The following is a 13,910-nucleotide window of genomic DNA, read 5'->3' as shown; positions in this document are numbered from 1 at the left end:
GCCAATGAGCGCGAGCCCGCATTACTTTGGGATCAGGCACCACGGACCGGGCAGCGCCCGCAGTTTGCTGCGCGCGTTCGAGGCCCTGCAGCCGGACTGTGTGCTGGTCGAAGGCCCACCCGAAGCAGAAGGCGTGCTGAGCGCGGTGCTGGCCGAAGGCATGCAGCCGCCGGTGGCGCTGCTGAGCTACTGCCCGGACGCGCCGCGCCAGGCCGTCTACCACCCGTTCGCCGAGTTTTCGCCGGAGTGGCAGGCCCTGCGCTGGGGGCTGACCGCCGGCGTGCCGGCACGTTTCATCGACCTGCCGCTGGTGCATGGGCTGGCGATGGAGAAGGCGGAACAGGATGCCGCAGCGCAGGAGGTGGCAGAACCCACTTCCGACATTGAGAAACCTGAATCTGGCGATGCGCCGGAGCCGGGCGATCCGCTGACCTGGCTGGCGCACGCGGCTGGTTATGCCGACGGCGAAAGCTGGTGGAACCACATGGTCGAAGAGCGTGGCGACGGAGAGCAGCTGTTCGTGGCGATCAGCGAAGCCATGACCACGCTGCGCGCCGAGACGCCTGAGCGCCACCGCAGCGAAGCCGACGCGCGCCGCGAAGCCCTGCGCGAGGCGCACATGCGCCAGTGCATCCGCGCGGCGCAGAAGGAAGGCTTCGTGCGCATCGCGGTGGTCTGCGGCGCCTGGCACCTGGGCGGGCTGCAGGCCGAGGTCACGGCCAAGGCCGACGCGGCGCTGCTCAAAGGCTTGCCCAAGCTCAAGGTCAACACCACCTGGGTGCCCTGGACCTACCGCCACCTGGCGCGGGCCAGCGGTTATGGCGCCGGCATTGCGTCGCCGGGCTGGTACGAGCACCTGTGGCGCAGCCATGACAGTGCGCAGCCGCGGGCCGTGGGCTGGCTGGCCCGCGTGGCGCGGCTGATGCGCGAGCGCGACCTGGACTGCTCATCGGCCCACCTGATCGAGGCCACCCGGCTGGCCGACACCTTGGCCGCGCTGCGCGACCGCCCCGCGCCTGGGCTGGATGAGTTGCACGAGGCCACGCGCACCGTGCTGACCATGGGCGACGACACGGTGCTGCGCTTCATCGACGACGCACTGGTGGTGGGCGACCGTTTCGGCAGCGTGCCGCCGGACGTGCCCACGGTGCCGCTGCAGCGCGACCTGGAACAGCAGCAGAAAAGCTTGCGCCTGAAGCCCGAGGCCACGCAGAAGACGCTGGACCTGGACCTGCGCCAGCCCAACGACCTGGCGCGCAGCCACCTGCTGCACCGCCTGAACCTGCTGGACATTCCCTGGGGCACGCTGGCCAGGATCGGCCGCTCGGCGCGCGGCACCTTCCACGAGATCTGGACGCTGCAATGGCAGCCCGAATTTGCGCTGCGCCTGATCGAGGCCAGCCGCTGGGGCCAGACGCTGCCGAAGGCCGCCACTGCCCGCGTGGCCGAGCGCTGCGCCGAGGTGCAAAGCCTGGCCGAACTGGCCAGGCTGGTGGACGCGGTGCTGCTGGCCGACCTGGACGAAGCGGTGGCCGCCGCGACGCAAGCGCTGCAGGACCGCGCCGCACTCACCGGCGACGCGCAACAGCTGCTGGCCGCGCTGCCGGCGCTGGCCAATGTGTTCCGCTACGGCAATGTGCGGCAGACCGACGCAACGCTGGTCGCGCAGGTGCTGGACGGGCTGATCCTGCGCGCCGCCATCAGCCTGCCGCTGGCCGGCTCCGCGCTGGACGACGCCGCCGCCGACACACTGCGCGACCAGTTGCTCGCCGGCCATGCCGCCGTGGGCCTGCGCCAGAGCGAGGCGCAGACCGAGGCCTGGCAGCGGGCGCTGCAGCAGTTGGCGGCGCAGCACGGCGCCCATGCCTTGCTGCAAGGCGTGGCCACCCGCTTGCTGCTGGACGCCGGGCGCTGGGACACGCCGCAGGCGGCACAGGCGCTGTCGCTGCAGCTCTCGGCCGGGGCCGAGCCAGCCAAGGCCGCGGCCTGGCTGGACGGTTTCCTGAACCGCAATGCGGTGGTGCTGCTGCACGACGCGGCCGTCTGGCAGCTGGTGGACGACTGGCTGGCCAGCCTCAGCGAAGAACACTTCGTGCGCGTGCTGCCGCTGGTGCGCCGCACCTTCTCGCTGTTCGAAGCCGCCGAGCGGCGCGACCTGAGCCAGCGCGCCAGCCAGGGCGCTGCGGTGGCGACGGCCGTGATGGCCGAGACCACCTGGGACGAGGCGCGCGCGGTGCTGCCCTTGCCTTTGCTGCGTCAGCTGTTGGGAGTCAGCGCATGACGACGATGGACGAACGCGAAGCGCGGCGCCAGCGCTGGCGCCTGGTGCTGGGCAGCGAGGCCGAGGCCAGCTGCGGCGCGCTGCAAGGCCCGGTCGCCGAGATGGACCAGGCGCTGGCCGCGCTGTACGAGCCGCAAGGCCCCGGCGGCCTGCAAAGCCAGGGCCGGCGCGGAGGCCGCGGCAGCTCGGCGCCCAGCGTGGCGCGCTGGCTGGGCGACATCCGCAAATACTTCCCCAGCTCGGTGGTGCAGGTGATGCAGCACGACGCGCTGGAACGCCTGAACATGCGCGACATGCTGCTGCAGCCCGAGATGCTGCGCAGCGTGCAGCCCGACGTGCACCTGGTCGCCAGCCTGATGGCGCTTTCCAGCGTGATCCCGGCCGGCACCAAGGAAACCGCGCGGCTGGTGGTGCGTGCGGTGGTGGACGAGCTGATGAAGCGCCTGGAAGAGCCGCTGCGCTCGGCCATCACCGGCGCGCTGGACCGCAGCCAGCGCAACCGCCGCCCGCGCCATGCCGAGATCGACTGGCACCGCACCATCAAGGCCAACCTCAGGCACTGGCAGCCAGACTACCGCACCGTCGTGCCCGAGACGCTGCTGGGCTACGGCCGCAAGGCCCGCAAGCCCCAGCGCGAGGTGGTGCTGTGCATCGACCAGAGCGGCTCCATGGCCAACTCGGTCGTCTACGCCAGCATCTTCGGCGCGGTGATGGCCACGCTGCCCGCAGTCGCCACCAAGCTGGTGGTGTTCGACACGAAAGTCGTCGACATGAGCGAGCAGCTGGACGACCCGGTCGAGCTGCTGTTCGGCGTGCAGCTGGGCGGCGGCACCGACATCAACGGCGCGGTCGGCTACTGCCAGTCCATCATCCGCGAGCCGCGCAACACCATCCTGGTCCTGATCTCCGACCTCTACGAAGGCGGCGTCGAATCCGGCCTGCTGCGCCGCGCGATGGAACTGGTCGAAAGCGGCGCGCAGTTCATCACCCTGCTGGCCCTCAGCGACGAAGGCGCCCCCGCCTACGACCACGCCCTCGCCGCCAAACTCGCCGCCCTCGGCGTCCCGTCCTTTGCCTGCACGCCGGATGCTTTCCCTGGCCTGATGGCCGCGGCGATCCGGCGGGATGATGTGTCCGCCTGGGCGGCGGGGCAGGGCTTGGTGACGAGTGCGAAGGGGCGGTGAGCCTTGACTCAAATCCTGTGGTCGGCCCGCCGGACCAGAATCGCGCGATGACCACCTCCACCCTGCGCGACCTCACCGCCCATTGCGCGCCCCCAGGCCGCATCGACGCCATCTGGCTGCGGCCCGCGCGGGACTTGCCGGCCAGGAGCGTGGAGACCGCGCAGGCGCTGGCCGCCCGTGGCCTGGAGGGTGACCGCAGCGCGGCGGTCGCGAGCCGGCAGGTGGGCGGCCACAAGCGGCAGGTGACGCTGATCCAGGCGGAGCATCTGCCGCTGGTGGCCGCCTGGCTGGGGCAGTCAGCGGTGGACGCCGGGCTGCTGCGGCGCAACCTGGTGGTGAGCGGGTTGAACCTGCTGGCGCTGCGTTCGCCGTTTGCGGACCAGCCGCTCGTCGTTCAACTGGGCGACGAGGTGCTGCTGCAGGTCACCGGGCCTTGCGACCCATGCTCGAAGATGGAGGCGACGCTGGGGCCGGGTGGCTACAACGCGATGCGCGGGCATGGCGGCATCACCGCGCGGGTGCTGCGCGGCGGCGAGTTGCGGGTGGGCAATGCGGTGCGGGTGATGCCGGCACCCGCTGGCGACAGTTGAGTGCCGCTCAGGCCTTGGAGGCAGCTGCGTCTTCCTCGGGCAACAACAGCTTGCCGAAGAAGAAGCGCAATGCCAGCAGCAGCACGCCGGCCGAGGCCACCAGCGCCGCGTGCAGGGCCCAGAAGTCCCGCCCGGGCATGACTTCCAGCAGCCCGGCCAGCCAGCCGACGAAGGTGTTGCCAAAGAACAGGTGCAGGTAGTACACGCCGATCATCAGGCCTTCGAAGCGGCGCGGCGCGGTGCGCGAATACAGCGCCAGGCCGACCGGCAGGATGTTGGCGAAGCCCAGGTCGTTGACGAAGGTGTAGCCCAGCGTCCAGACCAGGCTGACCTTCTCGCCGGTGCCTTCGATCAACATGGCCGCCACGGCGATCAGCGCAGGCCCGCCGGCCGCCAGCAGCGAGCCCAGCGCCATCTTGACCAGCTCGTCCGGCTCGGTGCGGTGCGTGGCCCACCAGCGCCAGAAAGCGATGGACAGCACCATCGTCGCGGTGCTGATGATGGCGTCCACAGCCTGCAGCCAGGTGACCGGGATCTGCCAGCCGAACAGCAGCAGGTCCATGTGCGCCTGGGACCACAGCGGGAAGGCGTTGTTGTATTGCTGGTTGCCGACGATGGACAGCATCAGCACCGGGATCATCGCGACCAGCAGCACCAGCCTGGCCTTTTCGGCCGAGGCCATGGGCGTGCGCGGCGCGGTGGCTGTCACCACCTGCTTGTCGCCCTTCAAGTCCTCCGGCGGCAGCCAGCGGCGGCCGGCCAGGTAGACGAACAGGCCGATCACCATGCCCACGCCGGCAGCGCCAAAACCCCAGTGCCAGGCGACTTTCTCGCCCAGCGTGCCGCAGACCAGCGGCGCCAGGATCACCGCGACCTGCACCGCCAGCATGAAGATCTGGAACGCGCTGGCGCGGCGCCGGTCGCCGGGCGCGTAGAGCGAGCCCACCTGCGCCGCGATATTGCCCTTGAAGCAACCCACGCCCAGCAGCAGGCAGGCCAGCGCCAGCAGGAAGCTGGCCTCGAAGGCCATCAGGAAATGGCCCAGCGCCATCAGCGTGGCGCCGATGACGATGGTGCGGGTGCGGCCCAGCCAGCGGTCGGCCACCAGCCCGCCGAAGATCGGCGTCAGGTAGACCAGCCCGGCGTACAGGCCGAACACCACCGAGGCCAGCTGCTGCGTGCTGCGCGGCCCGGTCACGCCTTCGATCACCGCGCGCAGTGCATCGATGCCTGCCACCTGGCCGATGTGCTCGGGCAGGAACAGGTAGTTGCTGAGGTAGATCACCAGCAGCGCCTGCATGCCGTAATAGGAGAAACGCTCCCACAGCTCGCAAAAGGCCAGCCAGCCCAGACCGGCCGGGTGGCCGAAGAAGGCACGGTCCGCGCGGCTGCGCGGGTCGGATGGATTCGTCGCGGCCGGATCGGCGGCGGAGGGCGCAAGAGTGGTCACAAACAGCAGAAGTGGAGCGGCGTCGCCGCGACTGTTGCCCAAAAGCAGGGACCGCGCCAGGGCATTGGCCCGGGGGGGCCTATCCCACTGCGGCGAGGCGTCGGGGCCTCGGCAAGTTCATTCGTCCGGCGCCTGCTTCGCCAGGTTCAGCTGGTAGAACTCATGCAGCTTGGCCTGCAGCACCGCCTTGTCGGGCAGCTGTGCGCGGTACTCGGCAATCAGCGCGGGCGAGGCTGTGCGGCTGAGGGCGTACTCCACGACCTCGTCGTCCTTGCTGGCGCAAAGCAGCACGCCGATGGCAGGGTTCTCGTGCGGCTTCTTCAGGTCGCGGTCCAGCGCTTCCAGGTAGAACGCCAGCTTGCCCACGTATTCGGGCTCGAAGCGGCCCACCTTCAATTCGATCGCCACCAGGCAATTCAAGCCCCGGTGGAAGAACAGCAGGTCCAGCGCAAAGTCGCGCCGGCCCACCTGCAGCGGCACCTCGGAACCGATGAAGCAGAAGTCCCGCCCAAGCTCGACAAGAAACTTCTTCAGCTGGGCCAGCAGACCCGCATGCAGATCGGCTTCGCTGTGGCTTTCGGGCAGGTCGAGGAACTCAACGACGTAGCTGTCCTTGAAGACGGCTGCGGCCCCGGGCTGCATCTGTTTCAGCGCGGCAGAAACATGGGTTGGCTGCAACACGCTGCGCTCGAACAGTGCGGACTTGAACTGGCGCTCCAGCTCACGAACAGCCATCTGGAGATAGAACTCGCGCTCTTCCGGACGATTGCTCTGGCTCAGGATGATGAGGTTGTGCGTCCAGGGCAGTTGTCTCACCAGCGGCGAGACGATTTCATCGCCCTGGTAGGCCTAGTAGAACTGCCGCATGCGGTACAGGTTTGGCCGGGTGAAACCGCGCAGTCCCGGCTGGCTGCGGGCAATGTGGCGCGCGAGTTCGCTCACCACGCCTTCGCCCCACTCGGCCGCAGCAATCTTGCGGCTGATCACGCCACCCACCTACCAGTACAAGTCGATCAGCTGCGTGTTGACGGCCTGCACCGCGCGCTGGCGGGCCGCGGCAATCAGGTTCACCACCGCATCGAAGCCTGCTTCGTCGTAGATCGGGCCAACGCCGCCTTCACTGGACTGATCACTTGTGCTCATGCGCTCGACCCCTCGTGTTCCAGTGTGATTCGCTCGATGCAACGAATGGTAGGCGAAGCCCAGGCATCGCCACCGCCTGAGCCCTGAGCCCATGCATTGGGCGGCATGTGCGCTGCCACACAGACGGCCGGCACGCGCGGCCTCATGGTGGTTCATCGCCAAGGCGAGCGGCCGCCCCTGCAACCGCGCTCGCACCGGCACAACGCCAAGGAAAACCATGACCAAGTCACACAAGCAAGGCAACAAGGAAGCGAAGAAGCCCAAGCAGGCGCCAAAGCCCGAGGCGGTGGTCGTCGCCACCTCGTCCTCCAAGCCGGCGATGGCCAGCCTGGCCGCGCCAGCACCCGGCCGCAAGCGCTGATCGACTTGACCGGCTGAGCAGCCAGCCCCGCGGGAAGGGGCATGGCGGCGGTTCTTTTGGAGGCACACTCGGTGCAGGCCGCGCGAGCCGGCCTGCACGGAGCCTTCTCTCATGCCGCTGAACTACGCCAGACGCCTGACCGGCCGCACCCGCACGGCACAGGCCAACCGCCACCTGGGCTACACGCTCGCCTTCGTGGCCGGAGCGACCAATGCCGGCGGCTTCCTGGCGGTGCACCAGTACACCTCGCACATGACGGGCATCGTCTCGGCCATGGCCGACAACCTGGTGCTGGGCGTCAGCGACGTGGTGCTCTCAGGCCTGGGCGGGCTGGTCAGCTTCGTGCTGGGCGCGATGGCCTCGGCGGTGCTGGTCAACCATGCGCGGCGGCGCCAGCTGTTCGCCGAATATGCCTGGCCGCTGCTGCTGGAGGCCGGGCTGCTGCTGTGCTTTGGCTTGGCCGGCGCGCAGCTCGAAGGGCTGCGCGGCCTGTTCGTGCCGGGCACGGTGATGCTGCTGTGTTTCATCATGGGCCTGCAGAACGCGGTGATGTCCAAGATCACGCATTCGGAGATCCGCACCACCCACATCACCGGCACCATCACCGACATCGGCATCGAGCTGGGCAAGCTGGTCTACTGGAACGACAGCCGCAGCAGCGCGCCGCCTGTGCGGGCCAACAGCGAGCGGTTGCGCATGCTGCTCGCGCTGGCCGCCAGCTTCTTCCTCGGCGGTCTGCTGGGCGCCTGGGGCTTCAAGGGCTTTGGCTACCTGTGCACCGTGCCGCTCGCGCTGGTGCTGGTGGTGATGGCCTGCGTGCCCGCGCTGGACGACCTGCGCGAGCGCTGGCGGGCCCCTTCCTGAACCGATGTCGGGGCGCTCAGCGCGGCACCTGCCGCGCGTCTGACAGCAGCCGCGCATACAGCGGCGCCAGCACCGCGTCGTCCAGCGACAGCAGCCGGTCGCCCAGGTACAGCTCGCTGAGGCTCCAGCCAGGCACCTCGGCCGCGCGGATGTGGTCCAGCAGCCAGTGGCCGGTCTCTGCGCCCAGCGCGTCGCGGGCGGCCATCAGCGCGTCCATCGGCGCGTCCACATAGAGGTGGAACATGTTGGTGTGCGGCAAGCCCGGGTTCACGCGCAGGCCGGGCACGGCGTTCAGCATTTCGGCGAAGGCCACGGTGCGGGCGTAGAGCGCGGGCATCAACGCCAGGCGCTCGTCGAAGCGCATCGCGGCGGACACCACCATCGGGCTCAGGTGATGCAGCGTGCCGCCAAAGCGGCGTCGCCACAGCCGGGCCTGGGCGACAAAGTCCTCGCTGCCGGCCAGCACCGCGCCGGCCACGCCGCCAATGCCTTTGTAGACGGACACGTAGACCGAATCGAACAACGCCGCCACCTCTGCATGCGGCCGGCCATAGAAAGCCACGCTCTCCCACAGCCGCGCGCCATCCATGTGCAGCGCGATGCCTCTTTCGCGCGCCGCAGCAGACAGTTCGGTCAGCTCGTCCCAGCTCGGCAACTGGCCCCCGGCCTCGCGGATGGGCAGCTCCACCAGCAGGCAGGCCAGCGGCTGCCTGCAAGCCGCCAGGTCACCCGCCAACAGCGGCCGCAGCGCATGGCCCAGCACCACGCCGTGGCATTGCAACAAAGCCTCGAAGGCCTGCTCCTCGTGCTGCGCCAGGTGCGAAGTGGCATGCAGGCCGAAGCGCGGCAGCCGCGCCTGCTCGGTCCAGATGCGCACCGCCGCCAGCTGCGCCATCACGCCACTGGGCATGAACACCGCCGCCGGCTTGCCCAGCAAGCCTGCCACCCTGGCCTCGAAACCCTCGACCAGCGCACCCTCGCCATACATGTCGTGCTCGGCCTGCTGCGCCTCGCACCAGGCCGCCATCGCGGCAAACTCCTCGGCAGGCGTCAGCGTCGTGAAGCCGGTGACGATGTGTGGGCATTGCCGGCGCAGGGCACGGCGTTCGGCAGGGGTGAGCAGGGGCATGTGCCGATTGGAGCCCAAATGCCAGGCCTTGGGGAAGGGCTGGACTCCCTGCGCCAGAGATGCCTGCGCTTTGCCGGCGCCTGACGGCAGCTCAGACCCTCAGGATGCAGCGTGGGCGTACCAGACCTCGAAGTGGTTGGCGCGCACCTTGCCGCACTGCGAAGGCTGCAGCACTTTCTCGGCGGGCGGCGGTGAGACGGCCGCGGCCACGGCCTCGCGCACCCGCTGCAGCGCGCCGGGGTCGATCTTGTCGCCGCAGTAGCGCAGCTCGTTGCTGCGCGGTGCGCTGCTGGGCGGCACCCGCTCGACCCCCGGCGCGATCAGGCCGGCCTGGCGCAGCGCTTCGAGGGCTGCGGTGGCACGCGGCCGGTCGTCGTCGCTGCCGATCTGCAGGTAGACCCGCACCGGCAGCGTGATCTGGTCGACCGCCGCGCTGACGCTGGCTTGCGTGGCGGCCGGCTCGGAGGCAGCGGCGCCGGGGCGCTGGATGGCCGCGGTGCGGGCGCTGTCGGCAAAAGCAATGATGGCCTGGGCCTGGGTTTTCTCAGGGTCGGTTGCGTCGGACTTCAGGCCTGCGGTCAGCGTGGCCTGGAACAGGCGGCGCACCTGGCCGGCCACCACGTCGTCAACGCCCTTGCGGGCCGTCAGGCCATCCAGCAGCACGATGGCCATGCGGGCCGTCAGGCCATCCAGCAGCACGATGGCCATGTCGACCTGGCTGCGCTTGTCCGAGGTGAGCATGGGGCCCAGCTTGAGCAGGGTTTCGGTATCGCGGCGGGTCGCTTCGGCCACCTCGCGCTCTCGGATCTCGTTGCGGTCCAGGTAGCGCTGCAGGGTGCCAAAGCCGGTGGCGGTGACGCTGGCCAGCACGGTGGTGAGCAGCCAGAAGCCGGCCTTGGTGTCGAAGAAGGCGGCCAGCCGCTCCAGCGGGCCGGGCGCCGAGCGTGGCGAGCTGACAGCCAGTTCCTGGCGAAGCTGCAGCCTGAACTGCTCTTCCTCGCGGATTGCCTGTCGCTGTTCGTCGGTCAGTGCCATGCCGGCATTGTCGGCAGCGAAGTGGCCGCCGCCATCCCGCATCCGGGGGAAGGGTGGAGGCCGGGGCGCTCGCCCTCAGCCGCCGGCCAGCAGCGCCTGCGCATGGCGCGCGGCGATCCATTCCTCGTTGGTGGGCTCGACCGCGACCCGCACGCGGCTCTCGGGGGTGGAGATCAGCGGGGCGTGGACGGCATTGGCCGCAGGATCCAGTGCCAGGCCGAGGTAGCCCAGGCCGGCGCAGACGCGGGCGCGGATCTCGGCGTTGTGTTCGCCGATGCCGGCGCTGAAGACCAGCAGGTCCAGGCCGCCGAGCACGGCCACCAGCGCGCCGATCTCGCGCAAGATGCGGCGCACGTAGAGCGCCAGCGCGGCCTGCACGCGCGGCGAGCCGGCTTCCAGCGGCAGCAGCTCGCGCGGGTCAGCCGAAATGCCGGAGATGCCCAGCAGGCCGGACTCGTGGTACAGCAGGTGGCCAACCTGTTGCAGGCTGAGTTTTTCGATCTCCATCAGGTAGAGCACGGCGCCTGGGTCCAGCGAACCGCAGCGGGTGCCCATCATCAGGCCGTCCAGCGCCGAGAAGCCCATGGTGGTGGCGACGCTTTGCAGGCCCTGCATGGCGCACAGGCTGGCGCCGCTGCCCAGGTGGGCCACGAGGGTGCGGCCGCGCGCGGCCTCGCCATGGCGCTCGGCCAGCGCAATGCCGAGGTATTCGTAGGACAGGCCGTGGAAGCCGTAGCGGCGCAGGCCGCGTTCCCAGGCGGCGTAGGGCAGCGGCAGCATCTGCTCGACTTGGGCCAGCGTGTGGTGGAAGGCGGTGTCGAAGCAGGCGACCTGCGGCAGGCCGGGCCGCGTCTGAAGCAGCACCTCGATGGCCTCCAGCGCAAACGGCTGGTGCAGCGGGGCCAGCGGGATGTAGCCCTTCAGGTCGGCCAGCACGTGCGCGTCCACCCGCACCGGGGCCGAATACTTGGCGCCGCCATGCACCACGCGGTGGGCCACGGCGGACAGCGGCCGGCCAGCGAGTTGCGTGAGCACCCGCGCCTCGATGATGGCCAGTGCGTCGTGGTAGGGCGCCCCAGCCCCCAGCGCCACGTTTTCGGCCACCGCGGGCTGGCCGGCTGCAGCGCTGGACAGGCGCGGCTTCGCGCTGGTGATGCCTTCGACCTTGCCGCCCCATTCGGGCTCGCGCGGCAAGGGGCCGGCGCCACCTTCACCACCTTCAAACAGCGCAAATTTGATGCTCGACGAGCCGCAGTTCAGTACCAGAAGCATGTGGCTGTTCATGGCGGCGTGGCCCGGTAGCCGTGGGCCAGCAGCACGGCCAGCGCGCAGGAGGCGATGCGGGCCTCGCGGCTGTCGGCGCGGCTGGTCAGCACGATGGGCACGCGGGCGCCCATGACGATGCCGGCGCTGTGGGCGCCACCCAGGTATTCGAGCTGCTTGGCCAGCATGTTGCCGCTCTCCAGGTCCGGCACGACCAGCACGTCGGCCCGGCCTGCGACCTCGGAGCGGATGCCCTTGATGGTGGCCGCTGCGACCGACACGGCGTTGTCGAAGGCCAGCGGGCCGTCCAGAAGACCGCCGCTGATCTGGCCGCGGTCGGCCATCTTGCACAGCGCGGCGGCGTCCACCGTGGCCGGCATGTGCGGGTTGACGGTTTCGACTGCCGCAAGGATGGCCACGCGCGGCGCGGCCACGCCGATGGCATGCGCCAGGTCGATGGCGTTGCGGATGATGTCGGCCTTCTCGTCCAGCGTGGGCGCGATGTTGATCGCCGCGTCGGTGATGATGAAAGGCCGCGGGTAGGCCGGCGTCTGCATCAGGAAGCAGTGGCTGATGCGGCGCGCGGTGCGCAGGCCGGTGGCGCCGTTGACGACCGCGGCCATCAGCTCGTCGGTGTGCAGGCTGCCTTTCATCAGGGCTTCGACCAGGCCGCTGGCGGCCAGCTGCACCGCGCGCTCCGCCGCGGCGTGGCTGTGCGGCACGTCTTCGATGGCAATGCCGGCCAGGTCCAGCCCGAGCTCGGCGGCCAGTGCCTCCAGGCGGGCGCGTGGCGCCACCAGCACCGGCGTGATCAGGCCGGCAGCCCGCGCATCCAGCGCGGCCGAGAGGCTGGTCGCGTCGCAGGGATGCGCCACCGCGACGCGGATGGCGCCCAGCGTGCGGGCGTGGTCCATCAGGCGCTGCGGGCCGTCGCTGTGCGTCTCCAGCCGCACGTCGGGCAAGGTGGTGCGGGCGCGCTCGACCCGCTCGGTGGGTGCGATGACCTGGGCCTCGCCACTGATCACCGTCACGCCGTCCTGGTTCACGCAGGAGCAGGCCAGCGTGAGCCGGTGATGGGCCTCTTCGCGGGTGCTGACGGTGACCGAGATGCGCAGCAGGTCGCCAATGCGCACGGGGGCCAGGAACTTCAGCGTCTGGCCCAGGTAGATGGTGCCGGGGCCGGGCAATCGGGTGCCGAGCACGGCCGAGATCAGCGCGCCGCCCAGCATGCCGTGGGCGATGACGCCGTGGAAGCGGGTGGCGGCGGCGTAGTCGGCGTCCAGGTGCGCGGGGTTGACGTCGCCCGAGAGCACCGCGAAGAGCTGGATGTCTTCGGCGGTGAGGCGGCGCTCGATCTCGGCGTGGTCGCCGATGGCGATCTCGCTGAACAGGCGGTTGCGCACCAGGCCGACTTCGCCGGCAGGCATCACGGGAGCAGGCATGTTGGGTATTTCCTCCAAGAGGGGTCAGGCCATCAAGCCATCTGGCCGATGGTGCGCCGAAAGCGCGCCAGCGACACACTGAACAGCGCCGCACCAATGCCGGCAATCGCCAGCATCTGCGGCCACACGACAGACAGGCCGGCACCACGGTACAGGATGCCTTGCGCGGCGATCACGAAGTGCGTGGTCGGTGCGGCCAGCATCACGTCCTGCACCAGGTGCGGCATGCTTTCGCGCGGCGTGGCGCCGCCCGAGAGCAGCTGCAGCGGGATCAGCACCAGCACCAGCAGCATGCCGAACTGCGGCATGCTGCGCGCCAGCGTGGCCATGAAGATGCCCAGCGAGGTGGTCGCAAACAGGTGCAGCACGGCCACCGCCATGAACAGCGCCACTGAGCCCGCAACCGGCACCTGCAGTGCGCCCTGCACCACGAAGACCAGCGCCGCGAGCGCCGCCAGTGCCACCACCAGGCCCATGGCCCAGACCTTGGCCAGCATGATCTCGGTGGGCGTGACGGGCATCACCAGCAAGTGCTCGATGGTGCCGTGCTCGCGCTCGCGGATCAGCGCGGCGCCGGTCAGGATGATGGACAGCATGGTCACGTTGTTGATGATCTCCATCAGCGAGCCGAACCAGGCCTGCTCCAGGTTGGGGTTGAAGCGCATGCGCAGGTCCAGCGCCACCGGCATCGCGGCGGCAGGCTGGGCTCGGCGCAGGTAGTCCCCCACCTCGTCGCTGGCGATCTGCTGGATGTAGCCGCTGCCGGTGAAGGCCTGGCTCATGCGGGTGGCGTCCACGTTGAGCTGGGCGGTGGGCGCGCGGCCGGCCAGCACGTCACGCTGGAAGCCGGCCGGGATGTCCAGCACAAAGGTGAAGCGGCCGTCGTCCATGCCGGCGTCCATGGCCTGGCGGCTGACCAGCTCGGGCGCCTTGAAGTGCGGTGGGTAGAAGCCGGAGACGATGCGCGCGGACAGCGGCGAGGCGTCTTCGTCGACGATGGCGATGGCCGCGTTGTGCAGACTCTCGGGCATTGCGGTGGCGGCCACGTAGATGGACAGCGTGAAGGTGTAGGCGATGAGCACCAGCATCATCGGGTCGCGCACCAGGCTCCACAGCTCCTTGACGCCCAGGCGGTAGATGTTCGCGACGGAAGCGGTCTTGGCCATGC

At 69.8% G+C, this 13,910-nt stretch carries 12 protein-coding genes and 2 pseudogenes; 5 read left to right on the top strand and 9 right to left on the bottom strand.

Going from position 1 to position 13,910, the window contains the following annotated elements:
- Positions 1-4 precede the first annotated feature (4 nt).
- From LRH25_RS07385 to LRH25_RS07375, 3 genes are read left to right on the top strand one after another with little or no spacing between them, the layout of a single operon-like run.
- Entirely contained in the window at positions 5-2,281 is a 2,277-nt protein-coding gene (locus LRH25_RS07385) for a DUF5682 family protein (RefSeq protein ID WP_231010574.1), read from the top strand.
- Entirely contained in the window at positions 2,278-3,465 is a 1,188-nt protein-coding gene (locus LRH25_RS07380) for a vWA domain-containing protein (RefSeq protein WP_231010573.1), read from the top strand. Before LRH25_RS07385 ends, LRH25_RS07380 begins: the two co-directional genes overlap by 4 nt.
- A 47-nt stretch (positions 3,466-3,512) precedes the next feature.
- Positions 3,513-4,055 (top strand): MOSC domain-containing protein, encoded by a 543-nt coding sequence (locus LRH25_RS07375; RefSeq protein WP_231010572.1) that lies wholly within the window; start codon positions 3,513-3,515, stop codon positions 4,053-4,055.
- A gap of 7 nt (positions 4,056-4,062) precedes the next feature.
- Here the strand turns inward: LRH25_RS07375 and LRH25_RS07370 are convergent, their stop codons facing one another.
- The 4 genes and pseudogenes from LRH25_RS07370 to LRH25_RS07355 form a co-directional block, all read right to left on the bottom strand.
- On the bottom strand, positions 4,063-5,505 hold the full coding sequence (locus LRH25_RS07370; RefSeq protein WP_141289369.1) for a peptide MFS transporter: 1,443 nt from the start codon (positions 5,503-5,505) through the stop codon (positions 4,063-4,065).
- A 117-nt stretch (positions 5,506-5,622) separates the two neighbouring features.
- The gene (locus tag LRH25_RS07365) at positions 5,623-6,225 is read right to left on the bottom strand and encodes a PDDEXK nuclease domain-containing protein (protein WP_510591022.1); all 603 of its coding nucleotides are present in this window, start codon (positions 6,223-6,225) and stop codon (positions 5,623-5,625) included.
- Positions 6,202-6,492, bottom strand: a pseudogene (locus tag LRH25_RS07360) (DUF1016 N-terminal domain-containing protein); the annotation flags it as partial. The gene LRH25_RS07365 and the pseudogene LRH25_RS07360, both read right to left, overlap by 24 nt.
- A gap of 9 nt (positions 6,493-6,501) precedes the next feature.
- Positions 6,502-6,648: a hypothetical protein gene (locus LRH25_RS07355; RefSeq protein ID WP_211361476.1), complete on the bottom strand. Its 147-nt coding sequence runs from the start codon at positions 6,646-6,648 to the stop codon at positions 6,502-6,504.
- A gap of 217 nt (positions 6,649-6,865) precedes the next feature.
- Between LRH25_RS07355 and LRH25_RS07350 the strand changes: the two genes are divergently transcribed.
- Both LRH25_RS07350 and LRH25_RS07345 read left to right on the top strand, forming a co-directional pair.
- A complete protein-coding gene (locus LRH25_RS07350) occupies positions 6,866-7,009 on the top strand; it encodes a hypothetical protein (protein WP_170200971.1) in 144 nt (47 codons plus the stop codon).
- A 111-nt stretch (positions 7,010-7,120) separates the two neighbouring features.
- Positions 7,121-7,861, top strand: a pseudogene (locus LRH25_RS07345) (YoaK family protein); the annotation flags it as partial.
- Between the two features lie 28 nt (positions 7,862-7,889).
- Here the strand turns inward: LRH25_RS07345 and LRH25_RS07340 are convergent.
- The 5 genes from LRH25_RS07340 to LRH25_RS07320 all read right to left on the bottom strand — a co-directional run bounded on the left by LRH25_RS07340 (position 7,890) and on the right by LRH25_RS07320 (position 13,908).
- Entirely contained in the window at positions 7,890-9,002 is a 1,113-nt protein-coding gene (locus LRH25_RS07340) for a threonine aldolase family protein (protein WP_141289371.1), read from the bottom strand.
- Positions 9,003-9,101: 99 nt separating this feature from the next.
- Positions 9,102-10,037: a hypothetical protein gene (locus LRH25_RS07335; protein WP_231010571.1), complete on the bottom strand. Its 936-nt coding sequence runs from the start codon at positions 10,035-10,037 to the stop codon at positions 9,102-9,104.
- Between the two features lie 75 nt (positions 10,038-10,112).
- Positions 10,113-11,309, bottom strand: coding sequence for an acetate/propionate family kinase (locus tag LRH25_RS07330; RefSeq protein ID WP_231010570.1), 1,197 nt, complete (start codon positions 11,307-11,309; stop codon positions 10,113-10,115).
- A gap of 8 nt (positions 11,310-11,317) precedes the next feature.
- Positions 11,318-12,742, bottom strand: a complete 1,425-nt coding sequence (locus tag LRH25_RS07325) for a bifunctional enoyl-CoA hydratase/phosphate acetyltransferase (RefSeq protein ID WP_231010569.1) — start codon at positions 12,740-12,742, stop codon at positions 11,318-11,320.
- 32 nt (positions 12,743-12,774) lie between these two features.
- Positions 12,775-13,908 (bottom strand): ABC transporter permease, encoded by a 1,134-nt coding sequence (locus LRH25_RS07320; protein WP_141291114.1) that lies wholly within the window; start codon positions 13,906-13,908, stop codon positions 12,775-12,777.
- Positions 13,909-13,910: the final 2 nt, after the last annotated feature.

Source organism: Ideonella azotifigens (assembly GCF_021043325.1).
Classification (GTDB): Bacteria; Pseudomonadota; Gammaproteobacteria; order Burkholderiales; family Burkholderiaceae_C; genus Ideonella; species Ideonella azotifigens.
Note: the sequence above shows the minus strand (reverse complement) of the source record. Positions and strands in the feature narration are given on the sequence as shown.